Annotated in this window: 17 protein-coding genes; 8 read left to right on the top strand and 9 right to left on the bottom strand. The window is 46.3% G+C overall.

Features of this window, described 5'->3' with window-relative positions; translation table 11 throughout:
• Positions 1-61 precede the first annotated feature (61 nt).
• Genes ICN21_RS09215 through ICN21_RS09250 form a run of 8 tightly spaced genes read right to left on the bottom strand, consistent with a single transcriptional unit; the run spans position 62 to position 7,732 of the window.
• Positions 62-529, bottom strand: a complete 468-nt coding sequence (locus tag ICN21_RS09215) for a peroxiredoxin (RefSeq protein WP_215296443.1) — start codon at positions 527-529, stop codon at positions 62-64.
• A gap of 37 nt (positions 530-566) precedes the next feature.
• Positions 567-1,484, bottom strand: coding sequence for a polysaccharide deacetylase family protein (locus ICN21_RS09220; RefSeq protein ID WP_216178196.1), 918 nt, complete (start codon positions 1,482-1,484; stop codon positions 567-569).
• A 22-nt stretch (positions 1,485-1,506) separates the two neighbouring features.
• Positions 1,507-2,553, bottom strand: coding sequence for a bifunctional UDP-4-keto-pentose/UDP-xylose synthase (locus tag ICN21_RS09225; protein WP_216178197.1), 1,047 nt, complete (start codon positions 2,551-2,553; stop codon positions 1,507-1,509).
• A 38-nt stretch (positions 2,554-2,591) separates the two neighbouring features.
• Positions 2,592-3,461: a formyltransferase gene (locus ICN21_RS09230; protein ID WP_216178198.1), complete on the bottom strand. Its 870-nt coding sequence runs from the start codon at positions 3,459-3,461 to the stop codon at positions 2,592-2,594.
• On the bottom strand, positions 3,462-4,424 hold the full coding sequence (locus ICN21_RS09235; RefSeq protein WP_215296447.1) for a glycosyltransferase: 963 nt from the start codon (positions 4,422-4,424) through the stop codon (positions 3,462-3,464).
• A 41-nt stretch (positions 4,425-4,465) separates the two neighbouring features.
• Positions 4,466-5,644 carry a DegT/DnrJ/EryC1/StrS aminotransferase family protein gene (locus ICN21_RS09240; protein ID WP_216178199.1) on the bottom strand — a complete coding sequence of 393 codons (1,179 nt, stop codon included), beginning with the start codon at positions 5,642-5,644 and terminating at the stop codon, positions 4,466-4,468.
• Positions 5,645-5,654: 10 nt separating this feature from the next.
• On the bottom strand, positions 5,655-7,355 hold the full coding sequence (locus ICN21_RS09245) for a glycosyltransferase family 39 protein (RefSeq protein WP_216178200.1): 1,701 nt from the start codon (positions 7,353-7,355) through the stop codon (positions 5,655-5,657).
• Positions 7,355-7,732 carry an Mth938-like domain-containing protein gene (locus tag ICN21_RS09250; RefSeq protein WP_215319763.1) on the bottom strand — a complete coding sequence of 126 codons (378 nt, stop codon included), beginning with the start codon at positions 7,730-7,732 and terminating at the stop codon, positions 7,355-7,357. Before ICN21_RS09250 ends, ICN21_RS09245 begins: the two co-directional genes overlap by 1 nt.
• Positions 7,733-7,811: 79 nt before the next feature.
• Between ICN21_RS09250 and ICN21_RS09255 the strand changes: the two genes are divergently transcribed.
• From ICN21_RS09255 to moaE, 6 genes are read left to right on the top strand one after another with little or no spacing between them, the layout of a single operon-like run.
• A complete protein-coding gene (locus tag ICN21_RS09255; protein ID WP_216178201.1) occupies positions 7,812-9,068 on the top strand; it encodes an aminotransferase class I/II-fold pyridoxal phosphate-dependent enzyme in 1,257 nt (418 codons plus the stop codon).
• Positions 9,065-10,375, top strand: coding sequence for a homoserine dehydrogenase (locus ICN21_RS09260; RefSeq protein WP_215296452.1), 1,311 nt, complete (start codon positions 9,065-9,067; stop codon positions 10,373-10,375). Before ICN21_RS09255 ends, ICN21_RS09260 begins: the two co-directional genes overlap by 4 nt.
• Positions 10,376-10,383: 8 nt before the next feature.
• Complete coding sequence (gene thrC / locus ICN21_RS09265; RefSeq protein ID WP_216178202.1) at positions 10,384-11,826, top strand: threonine synthase; 1,443 nt, start codon at positions 10,384-10,386, stop codon at positions 11,824-11,826.
• A 52-nt stretch (positions 11,827-11,878) separates the two neighbouring features.
• Positions 11,879-13,105: a gephyrin-like molybdotransferase Glp gene (gene glp / locus ICN21_RS09270; protein ID WP_216178280.1), complete on the top strand. Its 1,227-nt coding sequence runs from the start codon at positions 11,879-11,881 to the stop codon at positions 13,103-13,105.
• 18 nt (positions 13,106-13,123) lie between these two features.
• The gene (gene moaD, locus ICN21_RS09275; RefSeq protein ID WP_215296454.1) at positions 13,124-13,381 is read left to right on the top strand and encodes a molybdopterin converting factor subunit 1; all 258 of its coding nucleotides are present in this window, start codon (positions 13,124-13,126) and stop codon (positions 13,379-13,381) included.
• 1 nt (position 13,382) lies between these two features.
• Positions 13,383-13,838: a molybdopterin synthase catalytic subunit MoaE gene (moaE, locus tag ICN21_RS09280; protein ID WP_216178203.1), complete on the top strand. Its 456-nt coding sequence runs from the start codon at positions 13,383-13,385 to the stop codon at positions 13,836-13,838.
• 13 nt (positions 13,839-13,851) lie between these two features.
• Here moaE and ICN21_RS09285 read toward each other — a convergent pair whose 3' ends face one another.
• Positions 13,852-14,091, bottom strand: coding sequence for a GIY-YIG nuclease family protein (locus ICN21_RS09285; protein WP_216178204.1), 240 nt, complete (start codon positions 14,089-14,091; stop codon positions 13,852-13,854).
• A gap of 105 nt (positions 14,092-14,196) precedes the next feature.
• Between ICN21_RS09285 and clpB the strand changes: the two genes are divergently transcribed.
• Both clpB and ICN21_RS09295 read left to right on the top strand, forming a co-directional pair.
• A complete protein-coding gene (gene clpB / locus ICN21_RS09290; RefSeq protein WP_216178205.1) occupies positions 14,197-16,800 on the top strand; it encodes an ATP-dependent chaperone ClpB in 2,604 nt (867 codons plus the stop codon).
• Positions 16,801-16,851: 51 nt separating this feature from the next.
• Positions 16,852-18,087, top strand: a complete 1,236-nt coding sequence (locus ICN21_RS09295) for an MFS transporter (protein WP_216178206.1) — start codon at positions 16,852-16,854, stop codon at positions 18,085-18,087.
• Positions 18,088-18,104 lie beyond the last annotated feature (17 nt).

An 18,104-nucleotide genomic window follows, 5' to 3' on the forward strand; every position in this document is an offset into this window, starting at 1 on the left:
GACTTCACTTTACCCCAAATTTTGGGCTTTGCAAGCACCCGAGAACAAATTGTTGCAAAAATTATTTGGTAGCTTGAGCCGCTTGTAATACCTCTGTCACATGACCAGGAACCTTCAGGCCGCGCCACTCTTTTACTAACGTCCCAGTAGAGTCAAATAGGAAGGTGCTGCGCTCAATTCCGCGGACCTGTTTGCCATACATATTCTTCATCTTGATGACTCCAAAGAGTTGACAGAGCTTTTCTTCGGTATCGGCAACTAGTTCAAATGGCAGTTGTAACTTGCTACGGAAATTGTCATGCGACTTGAGACTATCGCGAGAGACGCCAACCACCAAGGTATTTGCTTTAGTAAAGGCTTCGATATTGTCGCGAAACTCACCCGACTCGGCAGTGCAGCCTGGCGTCATATCTTTTGGATAAAAGTAGAGAACCAATTTTTTCCCTTTAGCGGATGCCGGAGAAAAAGTGAGGTTTGATGTCGCCGGAATAGCGCATGTTGGGATTGCTTGGCCGATAGCTACTGTCATGATGATCCTTTGTAATTTGTCTCTTAGTTTTACTTGCTTAATGATGCTGAATAATCAGTTCGCCACTTCGATTGGGTATCTCACCCCAGGTGAGTGGCAACACCGCTATTTTATCCAGTTGATTGGTGGCTTTCCAGGATTGGTGTAACTCGCCCATGGTGACTAGGTCATGACCTTGATTGAGCCATCCAGCCAATAGTTGCTCAAACGCTGGTAGTAGCTTCTGACCCTCTAATTCTGCATGCAGTGTGAAGACTTGGTCATTGGGATTGCTTTGGGTAATTTCAAGGAGTTTTTTGACAGCCCCAAACTCATCGGCATCATCGATCCCGATGAGTTCATCAAAAGTCGGTAGCGTGGTCGGGTACTGCACATGTTTTGCCTTACCTGAAGTAAGTCCTAGGCGATACGGTATCAAGTTCGGCTCTGCTCTTCCGTCAGAGGAATATGTAATCCCCCATTGATCCAGCTGCTCAAAAGCGGCTTCGTTCATTTGCCAGCCTGCTGCACCATAGGTTACTGGAGCGTGACCAAAGATCTCGACAAAGCGATCCCAGCTTTTTTGCATCATCGCCTTAGTCCATCCGGAGTCTTGATTGCGCACAGCATCTTGCCATGCAACGTGGTCCCAAGTGTGTATACCAGTTTCATGTCCAGCTTGATCAATTGCGCGCATTTCTGCAGCTGCTTTTTTACCAATGTCTGGGCCAGGAAGAAGAACGCCATAGAGCAGAGTTTTAATGCCGTAGTGCTCTACGACAGAAGTACGACTCACTTTTTTTAGAAAGCCGGGGCGAAAAACTCTTATTAAGGCCCAGCCAGTATGATCTGGTCCAAGGCTAAATAGGAAGGTGGCCTTTAAGCCAAAACGCTCAAGGGTTCTAGCTAGATTAGGGGCACCTTCTTTGGTGCCACGTAAGGTATCAACATCAACCTTGAGAGCAATCTTAGCCATGAATCCTTGAATCTAGTTCTGATTATTCTTTGTCGACTAAAGAGCGGGCTTTTTCCACGTCTTGACGATAAGCTTCAAAAATATTCTTGAGGGCATCTGCCATTGGCGTAGTCGGTTTCCAACCCAATTCACCCATAGTGTTGTCAATCGCTGGTACGCGGTTCTGAACATCTTGATAGCCTTCGCCGTAATATGCTCCAGAGGTTGTTTCCACTATCTTGACGTTATTCGCTGTTTTGGCGTACTCAGGGATGCTACGGGCAATCTCGAGCATTTGATTTGCTAATTCACGGACAGAGTGATTGTTCTTTGGGTTGCCAATGTTGTAGATCTTGCCATTAGCAACATCATCTTTATTGGCGATGATGCGCATGAGTGCGTCGATACCATCATCAATATAAGTAAAAGCACGTTTCTGTGCGCCACCATCTACTAGATTAATAGGTTCGCCACGCACGATGTGACCCAAGAACTGAGTCACTACGCGGGAGGAGCCTTCTTTTGGTGTGTAGATACTGTCGAGTCCAGGACCAATCCAGTTAAATGGGCGGAAGAGGGTAAAGCGCAAGCCTTCCATACCGTAACCCCAAATCACGCGATCCATCAATTGCTTGGAGCAAGCATAGATCCAGCGGGGTTTATTGATTGGACCGTAAACCATATTTGATTGAGACGGATCAAATTCGCCGTCTTCACACATGCCATAAACCTCAGAGGTCGATGGGAAGACCAGATGCTTTTTATATTTAACAGCAGAGCGCACGATCGGCAGGTTGGCTTCGAAGTCGAGCTCAAATACTTTAAGTGGTTGTTGTACGTAAGTTGCCGGTGTAGCAATCGCAACCAAAGGGAGGATAACGTCGCATTTGCGAATGTGATATTCAACCCACTCTTTATTGATGGTGATATCACCTTCAAAGAAGTGCATGCGAGGGTGATTGATCAAATCACCCAGGCGATCATTCTGCATATCCATGCCATAGACATCCCAATCGGTTGTCTCCAGAATGCGTTTGGAAAGGTGGTGACCGATAAAACCGTTAACACCAAGAATGAGTACTTTTTTCATCTCTACTGCCTCGTTTCAATCTAATTTGTATTTAATGCTTATTTGTTTGCTGGAAACCATTCCAAGACTTCAACTGCTTGGTGGTCGCCACAAATGCCGAATACCCGATTATCAACCACTTGGATACCAGTATCCCTAAGATCGAGCTTGGCTGGAAAGGGGCCTTTCAGGCTAGTGCGGGCTAGGATCATGGTTGCGCCATTGTGCTTAGTAAAGGCGCCTGGATAGGGGGGTGCAACGGCTCTCACGAGGTTATGGACTTGCTGTGCACTCTGATTCCAGTGAATTTGCCCATCAGCAGGCTTTCTGCCGCCAAAATAACTGCCTTTTTGGAGTTCATTGGGCTTGCAGGGAACTTTGCCTTGGAGGAGCTCTGGCAGAACTTGGTTGATCACTGCTACAGCAGCTTCACTGACTTTACCAAAGACATCTGTCGCGGTTTCGTCTGGACCAATGCTGACCTTTGCTTGTCCAACAATGTCACCAGCATCTGGTTTGACTTCCATGACATGGAGGGTGGCACCAGTTTCTGTCTCACCATGCAAGATTGCCCAATTGACTGGAGCTCGACCTCGGTACTTCGGCAGTAATGAGCCATGCATATTGAGTGCGGCAATCTTGGCGCAAGCCAAAATTTGCGCCGGAATCATATGGCGGTAGTAGAAGGAAAAGATATAGTCAGGCGATAGCGCTTGAAGCTTAGGAGTTAAATCATTTAACTCGCTAGCACTTGGCGTGATGTAAGGAATGTTTTTTTCAGTACAGAGTTTGGCGACGCTAGCGAACCAGACATTCTCATTGGGGTCGTCTTCGTGAGTAACTACCAGATCAACTTGGATACCCGCATTAAGAAGTGCTTTGAGGCAATTAACGCCAACATCGTGATATGCGAATACGACAGCGTGCAATTATTTTTTCTCTAAAACGGTTTGCACAACATAACGTGGGCGATTACGGATCTGCTGATAGATGCGGCCAATATATTCACCCAAAAGACCAAGGCCAAAGAGCATTACACCAATTAAGAAGAAAGTGAGTGCAAAGAGGGTGAAGACACCCTCAACCTCGGCACCTAAAACAAAGCGACGCACCAATAGGTATGCAAACAAGCTGCCGGCAGCGAGCGACAGTAACATGCCCAGAATCGAGAAGATCTGCAAGGGCATGATAGAAAAGCCAGTAACCAAATCAAAGTTCAAGCGAATCAGTTGATAGAGGCTGTATTTGGATTCACCAGCGAAGCGCTCTTCATGCTTGACGCTTATTTCAATGGGGTTGGCAGCAAAGGTATAAGCCAGCGCAGGAATAAAGGTATTGTTCTCGTCACATTGACGAACGAGATCAACGATGCGACGGCTATAGCCCCGCAGCATGCAGCCCTGATCGGTCATTGTGATACGGGTAATATTTTCACGTAAACGATTCATCGCGCGTGAGGCAAATTTTCTGAAGAAGCTATCGCGACGATCTGCACGAATAGTGCCGACGTAATCATGACCCTTTAGCAATTGCTCAGTGAGCGCATCAATTTCTTCGGGAGGATTTTGTAAATCTGCATCCAAGGTGATGATGTGTTCACCTTTCGCGTATTCAAAACCAGCCATGATGGCCATGTGCTGGCCAAAGTTGCTATGAAATAACACTGCACGTGTAACGTCAGGACGCAACTCCACTTGTCTAGCCAGAATCCCTGCTGAGCGATCCTTACTGCCATCGTTTACAAAAACAATCTCATATGCAACATTGCGTTTGGTAGCGAGCGCATCTAATGCAGGATAAAGGCGATCAAATAAAGCCTGAAGACCGTCTTCTTCGTTGTAAACGGGAATAACGATGCTGAGTTTTGGATTGGCAGCTAAATTTGCGGTCATGCTGCAATTTTGCCTGATTCTGGGGATTTAACCCAATAAGACTAGTTTTTACGGTGTTTCTTGAGGATTCCGACTAATCCACTGGCTATACGACGAATATCCTCATCAGCCATTCCAGGAAATAGCGGGAGAGTGAGAATAGAGCGACCAATACGTTCTGCAATAGGAGTATCACTCGTTTTATAGCCTTGATCTTTGTACAGAGTAAAGCCGGTGATGGCAGGGTAGTGCACACCAGTGCCAATGCCGAGGGCTTTTAATTCCATCATGACTTGGGCGCGATCACAATTGAGTTGATCTAGTGGCAGCACTACTTGATACATGTGCCAATTACTCTCTGTGAAATTTTCAACTGGAAGCTCTAACTTAAGATGATCCAGGTCTGCAGATTTGAGTTCGGTACGGATCACATCAAAGTATTGATGTGCAAGTGTAGCGCGACGTGTTTGATAAGCTGGCAATTGTTTGAGTTGTTGTAAGCCAATGACCGCATTAACGTCGGTCAAATTATCTTTGCCGCCCAACACATCCACATCCATGCCATCCATGCCTTGACGAGTTAAACCCTGTAGACGAAACTTTTCAGCAAGCTTGGTTTCATCTGCATTATTGAGTACAAGACAACCACCTTCAACCGTACTGAGATTCTTATTGGCTTGGAAACTAAAGCTCACTAGATCACCAAAGCTACCAATCTTCTTGCCTTTCCATTGCGATCCAAACGCTTGTGCAGCATCTTCAATCACGCGCAGCTTGTATTGCTTGGCTAATGCGTAGAGCTGATCCATATCAACTGGTAAGCCAGCCAAATACACTGGCATGATGGCGCGAGTCTTGGGAGTGATTGCAGTAGCTACTTTATTGAGATCAATATTGCGGGTAACAGGATCAATATCCACAAAGACTGGTTTGGCACCAACACTTAAAATCACATTCGAAGTGGCTACCCAAGATATCGGTGTGGTAATTACTTCATCGCCCTCGCCAATACCAGCCACTTGCAATGCAATCTTCATAGTTGCCGTGCCATTAGCAAAACAACGCACCGGGCGACCACCAAAGTAGTCGCTGAGGGCTGCTTCGAACTCCGCTAACTTTGGTCCCGAGGTTACCCACCCCGAGCGCAATACCTCAGCAACGGCATCAATCGTTTCTTGATTAAAGCTGGGGCGCGTAAACGGAATAAATTCGGGAGTAAAAGTAGGTGCAGTGTTTGCCATAATGCTTATATTACTTTGATTGCTGCGAGCTACTTGTAGTTTCTGGATGTTTGACAATCACTCGACGAGAATCACGATCTACTTCTTGCATCGGTATCTTTAAGTCCTGCAGGGCAATATATTGCTCGGGAACCATCAGTGCATAGGCGGTTTGATCTTCTTTCCAACGAGTAATGAAAGCATCGAGGGTCGGCATCCACAGATCAGGTTCTTGATTAACACCAAATTCCAGCTCATCAGGTGATTCGACCATGATCATAGTTCTACCAAGATAAAACGGCACAGTGTGATCTAGTAGGCGCACAGAGTAGAAATTGACTTTTTCTGGAATAGATATTTTGACGCGGTTAACGAGATCAATGCCTGATACTGCACGCCCCAAAGTTTCATGACCAGTTCCAGCGATGATGGCGCACAAGAAAAAGCCACAGGCAAAACTCACAATGCTTTGGATGCCATTGCGTTTAGATTGCAGAGCTGCATACGAGCTAAAGATAATGAGCGCAACTAATGCAGCAATGACCCATTGGGTATATTGCGCATAGGATTCAATTTCATCAGGCCTTGCTTGCTTGCTAATTTCTGATAAGAAGAAAAAGCCTATACAACCCAGCAGAGCAAATCCAAGGGTTTGTAATTTCCAAGGGATTGCCATGGAGTTCGTTTGACCTAATAAACGATCTAAGCGATTACCAATCAATAGGGCTAGTGCAGGAAAGATCGGGATGATATAACCAGGAAGCTTGGAGCGGGACACGCTGAAGAACGCAAAGATCACTACAAACCAGCACACCAGTAACCATCCGCTGGAGAACTCTCGTCTGCGTTCTTGCCAAGCCTGTGTCAGTGCCCCGGGGATTTGTAATACCCAAGGAAGTATGCCGATTAATAGCAGTGGTACGAAGTAATAGATGGGACCAGTTCTACTATGGGCATCCTGTGTAAATCGTTGTAGGTGTTCGTGAATAAAGAAAAATTCTAGGAACTCGGGATTACGTTGTGCCACCAAAATAAACCAAGGTGCTGTAATAGCTAAGAACAAAATCAACCCACTAAACAAACGTAAGCGAGTCCAAATTTTCCAATCCCAAGTGCTAACAGAGTAGGCGATAAAAACCATGGCTGGGATGGCTGCGCCAATCACGCCTTTTGATAAGGTAGCCAGTGCCATAAACACCCAGCAAGCCCACATCCAATTGCGACAACTGGATTTACTCTGAGCAGTTTGTGCCAGCAATAAGCTGCAAAGCGCCGCCACTAAAAAAGAAGAGAGCCCCATGTCGAGAGAATTGAAGTGGCCGCTAATGATCCACATTGGACTTGATGCTAAAACGACTGCAGCCAACCAACCTGCTCTCGTATTAAAGATGCGAGCGCCAGTAAAGCCAATGGCGAGAATGGTCAGAAATCCAGTGAGTGCTGTCCAGAGCCTCGCTTGCCAATCGCCAATACCAAATACTTTAAATGCTGCTGCAGTTGCCCAAGCTTGGAGTGGCGGTTTCTCAAAATACTTGTAGCCGTTGTAGCGCGGTGTTACCCAATCACCAGTGACCAACATCTCTCTGGCGATTTCTGCATAACGTCCTTCATCGGATGGAATGAGGTGGCGATAGTTCAGAGTGCCAAACCAGAGCAGGGCATAAATGAGTATTAACAGCAACATTTTGCTGGGGTGCAGGGCAGAAGATTGCCGAATTTGCCCAAACTGCATTAAGTCGGCTCCACGATCAAGGCTAAGAGGACTTGACGCCCTTCGCCTACCAAGATGTTGTAAGTACGACAGGCAGCTTGAGAATCCATGATTTCAAAGCCAATTTTGGCTTGAATCAGGGCTTTTAGGAGTTCTGGCTTAGGAAAGTGTTGGCGACTGCCGGTCCCAATGAGAATCAATTCAGGCTTGAGATCGACCATTTGGGTGAAATGGCTGGCTTCTAGGTCATCAAAGGACTTTGCGGGCCACTCTGAAATAGCCCCGTCTGAGCTCAATAAGACCGCATGGGCATATGGGACCTTGTTGATCTCTACGTAGCCATCGCCATAGCCGGTAATCGAATTGCCTCCAGAATGGGGGTCAGATTGAAGCTTCAAGTGGACTCTCTGTCATAATTATGTGGATTATAGCTAGCTGTTTTTTCTAAGATTTCAAGAACTTACCCTTTAATTTATTGTGAAACCCATCCTAAAGTCCCAAAAACTCGATAACGTCTGTTACGACATTCGTGGTCCAGTGCTCGAGCTTGCTCAGCGCATGGAGGAAGAAGGTCACAAAATCATCAAATTAAACATCGGAAACGTCGGGGTTTTCGGTTTCGATCCTCCCGAAGAGATTCAGTTGGACATGATCCGCAATTTGAGTAATGCCTCTGCTTATTCTGATTCCAAAGGTATTTTTGCGGCACGTAAGGCCATCATGCAGTACTGCCAAGAAAAGGGTATTCAGGGCGTGGCATTAGATGATGTTTATACCGGTAACGGTGTGTCTGAGCTCATCGTACTTTCCATGAACGCCCTTCTGAATGATGGCGACGAAGTGTTGGTGCCTACGCCAGACTACCCACTATGGACTGCTGCTGTGAGTTTATCCAGCGGCACACCCGTTCATTATCTGTGTGATGAGTCAAAAGATTGGGCGCCAGACTTAAATGATCTGCGCAAAAAAATTACCCATCGTACTAAAGCGATTGTGGTCATTAACCCAAATAATCCAACTGGTGCGATTTATTCTAAAGAAGTGTTGCTTGAGTTGACGCAAATTGCTCGCGAGCACGGTTTAATTTTGTTTGCTGATGAGATTTACGACAAGATGTTGTACGACGGTGAGAAACATATCTCGCTTGCATCCCTGTCTCATGATGTTGTCATCATTACTTTTAACGGGCTATCTAAGAACTACCGCTCATGTGGCTACCGCGCAGGCTGGATGGTAGTTTCTGGTGATAAAGAAATGGTGCGGGACTATATCGAAGGTCTCAATATGTTGGCCTCGATGCGCTTGTGTGCAAATGTACCAGGCCAATACGCAATTCAAACTGCATTAGGCGGATATCAAAGTATTAATGACTTAGTGAGCGAAGGCGGTCGGCTTGCAAAGCAGCGCGATCTTGCTTGGAAACTCATCACAGAAATTCCTGGCGTCACTTGCGTAAAACCCAAGTCAGCTCTGTATTTATTTCCGAAGTTGGATTCTGAGGTTTATCCCATTAAAGATGATCAACAGTTTGTTGCCGATCTTCTTAAAGAGGAAAAGGTATTGTTAGTACAGGGTTCCGGTTTTAACTGGGGTAAACCTGATCACTTCCGCGTAGTGTTCTTACCTCATGAAGATGTGCTCACGGAGGCGATTGGTCGCCTCGCGCGTTTTCTGGAGCGTTATCGCAATAAGCATGGTCGTAAGGCTTCTTCAACCGCTGCAAAGGCATCATGAAACCGATTCAAGTAGGTCTATTAGGTATTGGCACCGTAGGCGGTGGTGTATTCACTGTTCTAGAGCGCAACCAAGACGAAATCACTCGTCGTGCCGGTCGTGGCATTCGCATTCATACTGTTGCTGATCTAAATGTAGAGCGCGCCAAAGAGATCGTGAAAGATCGTGCGCAGATCGTCAACGATGCTCGTGCCGTGATCAATAACCCAGAGATTGATATCGTAGTTGAGCTGATTGGCGGCTATGGCATCGCTAAGGACTTGGTTTTAGAGGCAATTGCAGCTGGCAAACACGTGGTAACGGCTAACAAGGCTTTAATTGCGGTTCATGGCAATGAGATTTTTAAAGCAGCGCACGCCAAGGGTGTGATGGTTGCATTTGAGGCAGCAGTTGCTGGCGGTATTCCGATTATTAAAGCTTTGCGTGAAGGCTTAACGGCCAATCGTATTGAATGGATTGCAGGCATCATCAACGGTACTACCAATTTCATTCTTTCTGAAATGCGGGACAAAGGCTTGGACTTTGAAACCGTTCTCAAAGAGGCGCAACGCTTAGGTTACGCAGAAGCAGATCCAACCTTCGATATTGAAGGTATTGATGCTGCTCATAAAGCAACCATCATGAGTGCAATTGCATTTGGTATTCCAATGCAATTTGATAAGGCACATGTTGAAGGTATTACTAAGCTAGCGGCGATTGATATTCGTTATGCTGAGCAATTGGGTTATCGCATCAAGCTACTCGGTATTGCTAAGAAAACACCAACGGGCGTCGAGTTACGTGTGCATCCCACTTTAATTCCTGCTAAGCGTTTAATTGCAAACGTAGAGGGAGCCATGAATGCGGTCCAAGTATTTGGCGATGCTGTTGGCACTACCCTCTACTACGGTAAAGGTGCTGGTTCAGAGCCAACCGCTTCTGCAGTAATTGCCGACCTGGTTGATATCACTCGTTTATTAAGTGCAGATCCTGAACATCGTGTTCCATACTTGGCGTTCCAACCAGATGCAGTCCAAAACACGCCTATATTACCGATTGGCGAGATCACGACCAGCTACTACTTACGTATGCGCGTTGCTGATCAGGCAGGTGTGCTCGCTGATATTACGAAGATCTTGGCTTCCCATGGCGTTTCTATTGATGCGCTCTTGCAAAAAGAAGCTGATGAAGGTGAAAGTCAGACTGACTTAGTGGCCTTAACTCACGAAACCAAAGAGAAGAACATGCTTGCCGCAATTAAAGAGATTCAGAATCTCAAGACGGTGGCTGGTGAAGTAGTGAAGATTCGTTTAGAAAATCTGTCTTAATTTAATCTATGCGTTACCAATCTACTCGTGGCAATAGCCCAGAACAATCCTTCTTAGAAATTTTGTTAGGTGGGTTGGCGCCAGATGGCGGCCTGTATTTGCCGACGCAATACCCAAAGGTGACTGCGGAGCAGTTAGATTCATGGCGCGATTTATCTTACGCAGACCTAGCCTATGAGGTGTTGAGTTTGTATTGCGACGATATTCCTGAGGCTGATTTGCGCGCACTGCTGCGCAAAACCTATACCGAGCAAGTCTATTGCAATGGTCGTCCACAAGATAATGCAAAAGATATTACGCCTTTGCATTGGTTAGGTGAAGAGCATGGCACACGTATTGGCTTATTGAGTCTCTCTAATGGCCCAACTCTCGCCTTTAAAGATATGGCGATGCAGTTACTCGGCAATCTTTTTGAATACGCGCTAAAGCGTGCTAGCCAGAAACTGAATATCTTGGGTGCCACTTCTGGCGATACTGGTAGTGCTGCCGAATATGCAATGCGTGGCAAAGAGGGCGTGAAGGTATTCATGCTTTCACCGCGCGGCAAGATGAGCGCATTTCAATCTGCCCAAATGTATTCTTTGCAGGACCCCAATATTTTTAACTTAGCAGTAGCCGGAGTCTTTGATGACTGCCAGGATATTGTTAAGGCGGTGAGTAACGACCTTGTTTTTAAAGCTCATCAGCAAATTGGCACCGTGAACTCCATCAATTGGGGGCGCGTTGTTGCGCAGGTGGTGTATTACTTCCAAGGCTATCTACTAGCAACCAACGCTAGCTCTGAAAAAGTCTCCTTTACTGTGCCCTCTGGCAACTTCGGTAATGTTTGCGCTGGTCATATCGCTCGCATGATGGGGTTACCGATTGAGCATTTGATCGTCGCTACAAATGAGAACGATGTACTCGATGAGTTCTTCCGCACTGGTGTTTATCGTGCGCGCAAATCTGCCGAGACTTTGCATACCTCTAGTCCCTCAATGGATATCTCGAAGGCCAGTAACTTTGAGCGTTTTGTATTTGATTTTATGGGTCAAGATGGCAAGGCGACTGCTGCGATGTTTAATCAAGTCGATACTACTGGTGGCTTCGATATCTCTCAAGATGCCATCTTCAAAGAGCTTGGCAAGTATGGGTTCCAATCTGGACGCAGTAATCATGCCAATCGTTTAGAAACGATTCGTGATGTCGACAAACGTTATGGCGTGATGATTGATACTCATACTGCTGATGGTGTCAAAGTAGCGCGTGAGCACTTGCAAGCTGGTATTCCGATGCTAGTGCTGGAGACGGCCTTGCCCATTAAGTTTGAAGAAACGATTCAAGAAGCCTTGGGTCGTCCTGCCGAGTGTCCGCCTGCGTTTAAAGATATCAAATTAAAGCCACAGCGCGTAGAAAATATCAATGCGGATGTAAATCAGGTTAAAGATTTCATTACAGCGCATCTCAACTAGATTTTTTAATCAACACAAAGTAACAACCCATATTGCTATGACTAAGCCACCGATGTTGACTGCGCAGCAGGCTTTAGATCATTTACTCTTCCATGCCAAGCCAGTAGAGGAGAGTGAAAGCATTTCGATGCAAGCAACACTTGGTCGTGTGCTTGCAGAAAACGTCAGTAGCTTGGTGGATGTGCCACCGCTAGATAACACTTCGATGGATGGTTATGCGGTTCGCACTGCGGATACCCAAAATTCTGGAAGTATCCTCAGAATCGCGCAACGCATCCCAGCAGGTTCAGTTGGCATTCAACTAGAGCCTGGTACGGCAGCACGGATTTTTACGGGAGCTCCCATACCTCCTGGCGCTGACGCAGTCGTTATGCAAGAAGATTGTGCCGTTCCTGAAGGGGTAGCGGATCAAGTGCAGGTCAATATTGCTCCAGTATCAGGCCAGTGGATTCGCCGCAAAGGTGAGGATTTAAGCGCTGGCAAAATGGCATTAACTGCTGGAACATATTTGCGCCCTCAAGAGTTGGGTGTAGCAGCATCTGCAGGATTAACTCACTTAAACGTGAAGCGTCGCGTCAAAGTGGCCACCTTTTTTACCGGCGATGAATTAGCCTTACCAGGTGAACCTTTAAAGCCAGGTGGCATCTACAACTCCAATCGCGATACCTTATTAGCCTGTCTCCGATCCTTGGGTTGCGACGCTACCGATTTGGGGATTGTTCCGGATCGTTTGGATGCTACTCGCGCCGCATTGCGCAAAGCAAGTAAAGATCATGATTTGATTATTACTTCAGGTGGCGTGTCTGTTGGCGAAGAAGATCATATTAAGCCTGCAGTGAATGCTGAGGGTAGATTAGATCTTTGGCAGATTGCTATCAAGCCGGGTAAGCCATTAGCATTTGGCGCGGTTCGCAAATCGGATGAGCCAAAAGAGGGTGAGGCTTGGTTTATTGGATTGCCTGGCAACCCAGTATCTAGCTTTGTCACCTTTCTGCTGTTTGTGCGCCCTTTTATTTTGAAGTTGCAGGGGCGTGAGGCTAAGCTGCCACAGTCTTATTTAATGCGTGCTGATTTTGATTGGCTGAAAGCAGATCGTCGTAATGAGTTCTTGCGGGTAAAGATCAATGCAGTGGGCGGTTTAGATGTATTCCCGAACCAAAGTTCTGGAGTGCTCACTAGTGCTTCATGGGGCGATGGCTTGGTAAATTGCCCGCCAGGACAGCCCATCAAAAAGGGTGATATGGTCAAGTACATTCCTTTTGATGCGCTTCTTAAGTAATCGGTTTACGATGCTCTAATGAAACTTGAATTACGATTCTTTGCCTCATTGCGTGAAGCCCTCGAGACTTCGCAAGAAAGCATTGATGCTCCAGCAACCGTTAAGACCATCGCTGATCTCAGAATCTTTCTGGCGCAACGCGGTGGAGCTTGGGCTCAGGCATTGGCCGAAGGAAAAGCGTTGCGTTGCGCACTCAATCAACATATGGTGGATGCAAACACAAGCTTGCAAGAAGGTGCTGAAGTAGCTTTTTTCCCACCGGTGACTGGTGGCTAATATGCCAATCAGAATTCAAGAAAACGATTTTGATCTGAGCGCAGAGATTGCAGCGCTTCGTCAGGATGATCCAAGAGTGGGCGCAGTAGTCACTTTCTTGGGCACTGTCCGCGACATGAATGATGGCAGTCAAGTCAAAGAGATGGCCTTAGAGCATTACCCCGGGATGACCGAAAAGGCCTTAGAAGAAATCATTACTGAAGCTAAAGCACGCTGGGATATTTATCAAGCCTTAGTCATTCATCGAGTTGGTCCGCTATTACCAGAAGATCAAATCGTTTTGGTTGCTGTAACTAGCGCCCATAGAGGGGAGGCTTTTGCTGCTTGTGAATTTATGATGGATTACCTAAAAACTGCCGCCCCATTTTGGAAAAAAGAAGATACTCCTGGGGGTGCTCGCTGGGTAGATGCTCGTGTCACAGATGATGCTGCAATGGCGCGCTGGAAGAAGAATTAAAACCTCTTAAGCCCTATTTAAAAAATCCTAACTTTTCTGATCTTGGCAGTTGTTTTAATTTCATCTCGGCCTTAGAGGCCTCGGAGCGATCTGGGTGCTCTTGGGTCGCCAAGAGGACAACTGGTCTTCGTGATCGGGTGTAGCGAGCGCCTTGCCCTGAATTATGGGCTTCCAGGCGATGCTCCAAGCGATTGGTAATGCCAGCGTAGTAGCTACCGTCTGAGCACTCTAGTAAATAAACAAGCCAAGTCAAAATAGCTCACATTTAGGGTTAAAAAGGGCATAAATAGCCTTGAAATTGTCATTATTGCCCTTATATTCTATAGATAGAAATACATGGAATACATGAGGCATAAAAATGAGAATAGATAAATTAACAACCAAATTTCAAGAGGCTTTAAGTGAAGCGCAAAGCATCGCTTTAGCTAAAGATAATCAATACATCGAGCCACCCCATGTCTTGTTAGCAATGTTGCGTGACTCTGATAGTTCTGCAAAGAGCTTATTAACCCGTGCAGGCGTCAATGTTCCAGGCCTTGAAAAAGGCGTGGAGAAAGTCATTAGCAATTTGCCTGAAGTGCAGGGTACTAGTGGTGAAGTGCAAGTGGGTCGTGATTTGAGTAATTGGCTCAACCTATGCGAAAAAGAGGCGAATAAGCGTAATGATCAATTTATCGCTGGCGAGTTGTTCTTGCTAGTGGTGGCTGATGATAAGGGCGAGCTTGGCAAGGTAGCCCGCGAGAATGGTTTAAATCGTAAATCGTTAGAGGCGGCTATTGATTTAATACGCGGAGGAGAATCAGTGAATAGTGCAGATGCTGAAGGTCAACGTGAAGCCTTAAAAAAATACACAATCGATTTAACTGAGCGCGCTCGTATGGGTAAGCTCGACCCCGTCATTGGTCGTGATGATGAGATTCGTCGCACCATTCAGATCTTGCAACGTCGCGGTAAAAACAACCCAGTGTTGATTGGTGAGCCTGGTGTAGGTAAAACCGCTATTGTGGAAGGCTTGGCACAGCGAATTGTGAATGGCGAAGTACCTGAGACTTTAAAAAATAAACGTGTCTTAGTTTTGGATATGGCTTTGCTATTAGCAGGCGCTAAGTATCGAGGTGAATTTGAAGAGCGTCTGAAAGCGGTCTTGAGTGATGTAGCTAAGGACGAAGGTCAAACCATCATCTTTATCGATGAAATTCATACGATGGTAGGTGCTGGTAAGGGGGATGGCGCAATGGATGCCGGCAATATGCTCAAGCCTGCATTAGCGCGTGGTGAATTGCATTGTATCGGTGCGACCACATTAGATGAATACCGCAAGTACATTGAGAAGGATGCTGCACTCGAGCGCCGCTTCCAAAAAGTGATGGTCGAAGAGCCCAGTGTTGAAGCGACGATTGCGATCTTGCGTGGATTACAGGAACGCTATGAGCTCCATCATGGAATTGAGATTACCGATCCTGCGATCGTTGCTGCTGCAGAGTTATCCCACCGCTATATTACCGATCGTTTCTTGCCAGATAAGGCAATTGATCTGATTGATGAGGCGGGTTCACGTATTCGGATGGAAATTGATTCCAAGCCAGAGGTGATGGATAAGCTAGAGCGCCGATTAATTCAGCTCAAGATTGAGCGTGAGGCCGTTAAGAAGGAAAAAGATGAGGCTTCACAAAAGCGCCTTGCTTTAATTGAAGATGAGATCAAGCGTCTAGGTGCTGAATATGCAGACCTAGAAGAGATCTGGAAAGCAGAGAAGGGTGCTGTATTGGGCGCTGCCAATCTGAAAGAAGAGATTGAGAAAGTGCGCGGAGAAATTGCTAAGTTGCAACGTGAAGGCAAGCTAGAGAAGGTCGCTGAATTGCAATATGGCAAATTGCCAGAGCTTGAAGCGAAGCTTAAATCTGCAACTGCTGCTGAAGCAAAGGGCGGTAAAGACGGCGTTGTCAAGAACAAGTTGTTACGTACTCAAGTAGGCGCAGAAGAAATCGCCGAAGTCGTTTCTCGTGCGACGGGTATTCCGGTATCGAAGATGATGCAAGGTGAACGTGACAAACTTCTCAAGATGGAAGAGTTGCTGCATAAGCGCGTAGTTGGCCAAGAAGAGGCTATCCGTGCAGTATCCGATGCTATCCGTCGCTCGCGCGCTGGCTTGGCTGAAGAGAATCGTCCTTATGGATCATTCTTATTCTTAGGGCCAACAGGTGTTGGTAAGACAGAGCTTTGCAAAGCCTTAGCTGGCTTTTTATTCGATAGTGAAGACCACTTGATTCGGATCGACATGAGTGAGTTCATGGAGAAGCATAGCGTTGCCCGTCTGATTGGCGCGCCTCCAGGCTACGTTGGTTACGAAGAGGGTGGCTACTTAACAGAGCAAGTCCGCCGTCATCCATACAGCGTCATCTTGTTTGATGAAATCGAAAAGGCGCACCCAGATGTCTTTAACGTCCTTTTGCAAGTACTTGATGATGGCCGTTTAACGGATGGTCAAGGCCGCACTGTAGATTTCAAGAACACTGTGATCGTGATGACGAGTAACATTGGCTCTCATTTAATTCAGTCAATGACGGATAAGAAGCAAGCTGAAATTAAAGAAGCCGTATTTGAAGAGTTAAAGAATCATTTCCGTCCAGAGTTCTTAAATCGAATTGATGAGATTGTGGTGTTCCATGGCTTGGACAAAGGTAATATTGCTAATATCGCAAAGATCTTGCTCAAAAACTTATCGGATCGTTTGGCTAAGGTCGATATGCAGCTTGAGGTTAGTGATGCAGCCTTAAGCAAGATTGCGGAAGTCGGTTTTGATCCAGTATTTGGTGCGAGACCACTGAAGCGTGCCATTCAGCAGCATATTGAGAACCCCGTTTCCAAGATGATTTTGGAGGGTAAGTTCGGTCCTAAGGATGTTGTGCCAGTGGATGTGGATAAAAAAGGCGACTTTAGCTTTACTCGTCAGGTTCACTAGTACTCCAATAGTATTTCTGCAGGAATATTCCTGCGCCAGTAAACTCGACACATGACTGTTGCGCTTAGTAGGCGTGCCAGTGATGTCCGGGTGATTGGTCTTATTAGCCTGGCGCACGGCAGCTCACACTTCTTTCATTTAGTTCTTCCTCCCATGTTTCCATGGTTGAAGGACGCATTTGCTCTGAGCTTTGCTGAGCTTGGCTTACTGATGTCCATCTTTTTTGTGGTCTCCTGTGTTGTGCAGGCATCCTCAGGATTTTTAGTCGATCGTATTGGGGCGAGACCAGTTTTATTTGCAGGGGTCGGTTTACTTGCGCTTGCAGCCTTAACGTATTCTCAAAGTAACGGCTATCTCATGTTGATCATGGGCGCTGTCATTGCTGGATGTGGTAACGGCATCTTTCACCCAGTTGATTACACTCTGATCAATCATAAAATTTCTCCACCAAACTTACCTTATGCCTATTCTATGCATGGGGTAACAGGTTATTTGGGATGGGCTGCCGCACCTGCATTTATGGTGGGTATTGCGCAGCTTTCTGACTGGCGTATTGCTTTCCTATCGGCCGCTTTGCTTGAGGCCATCATTCTCATGATTCTTTGGGTTAATAAAAACCAGTTACTAGATAACGTCAAAGAGCGTCATGAGAGTAGCCATGCCAGTGCTCAAGCCGCCAATCCTGGTGGTGCACCAGAGAGTGCATTTGCTTTCTTAAAATTGCCAGCTGTGTGGTTTTGCTGGATGTTCTTTTTTTTCAGCATGGCCTCCACTTCAAGCTTACAGTCTTTTGCCCCAAGCGCACTCTTTAGTATCTATGAGCTGCCATTAACGACGGGTAGTTATTACATTACGCTTCTGGCATTGGGTAGCGCTGGAGGTGTTTTGTTCGGAGGGTATTTAGCTGCTAAATTGCAAGCCCCAGAGCGCATAGTGTCAACTTGTTTATCTGTGACGGTAGTCATGTGCTTGCTGCTAGCTACGGGCTTTATTTCGCTTGAACTGATTCCAATTATTTTCTTTGCGCTAGGCTTTGGATACGGTGTAGTGGCACCATCACGAGATCTATTGGTTAAGAAAGCAACGCCGCAAGGCGTAGCGGGTCGTGTGTATGGGATTGTTTATTCAGGCATTGATTTGGGTGCAGCAGTGGGACCTTTTATCTTCGGCCTCTTTATGGATGCTGGATTGCCGAAAGCCTTATTCATTGGCATTGTGGTGTTTCAGCTGATGATTATTCCCACGGTCTTTAAAGTCTCTTCAGACATTGCTCCTAAAGCAAAATAGCGACTGTTTAATATTTC

This window comes from Polynucleobacter sp. AP-Feld-500C-C5 (genome assembly GCF_018882265.1).
Classification (GTDB): domain Bacteria; phylum Pseudomonadota; class Gammaproteobacteria; order Burkholderiales; family Burkholderiaceae; genus Polynucleobacter.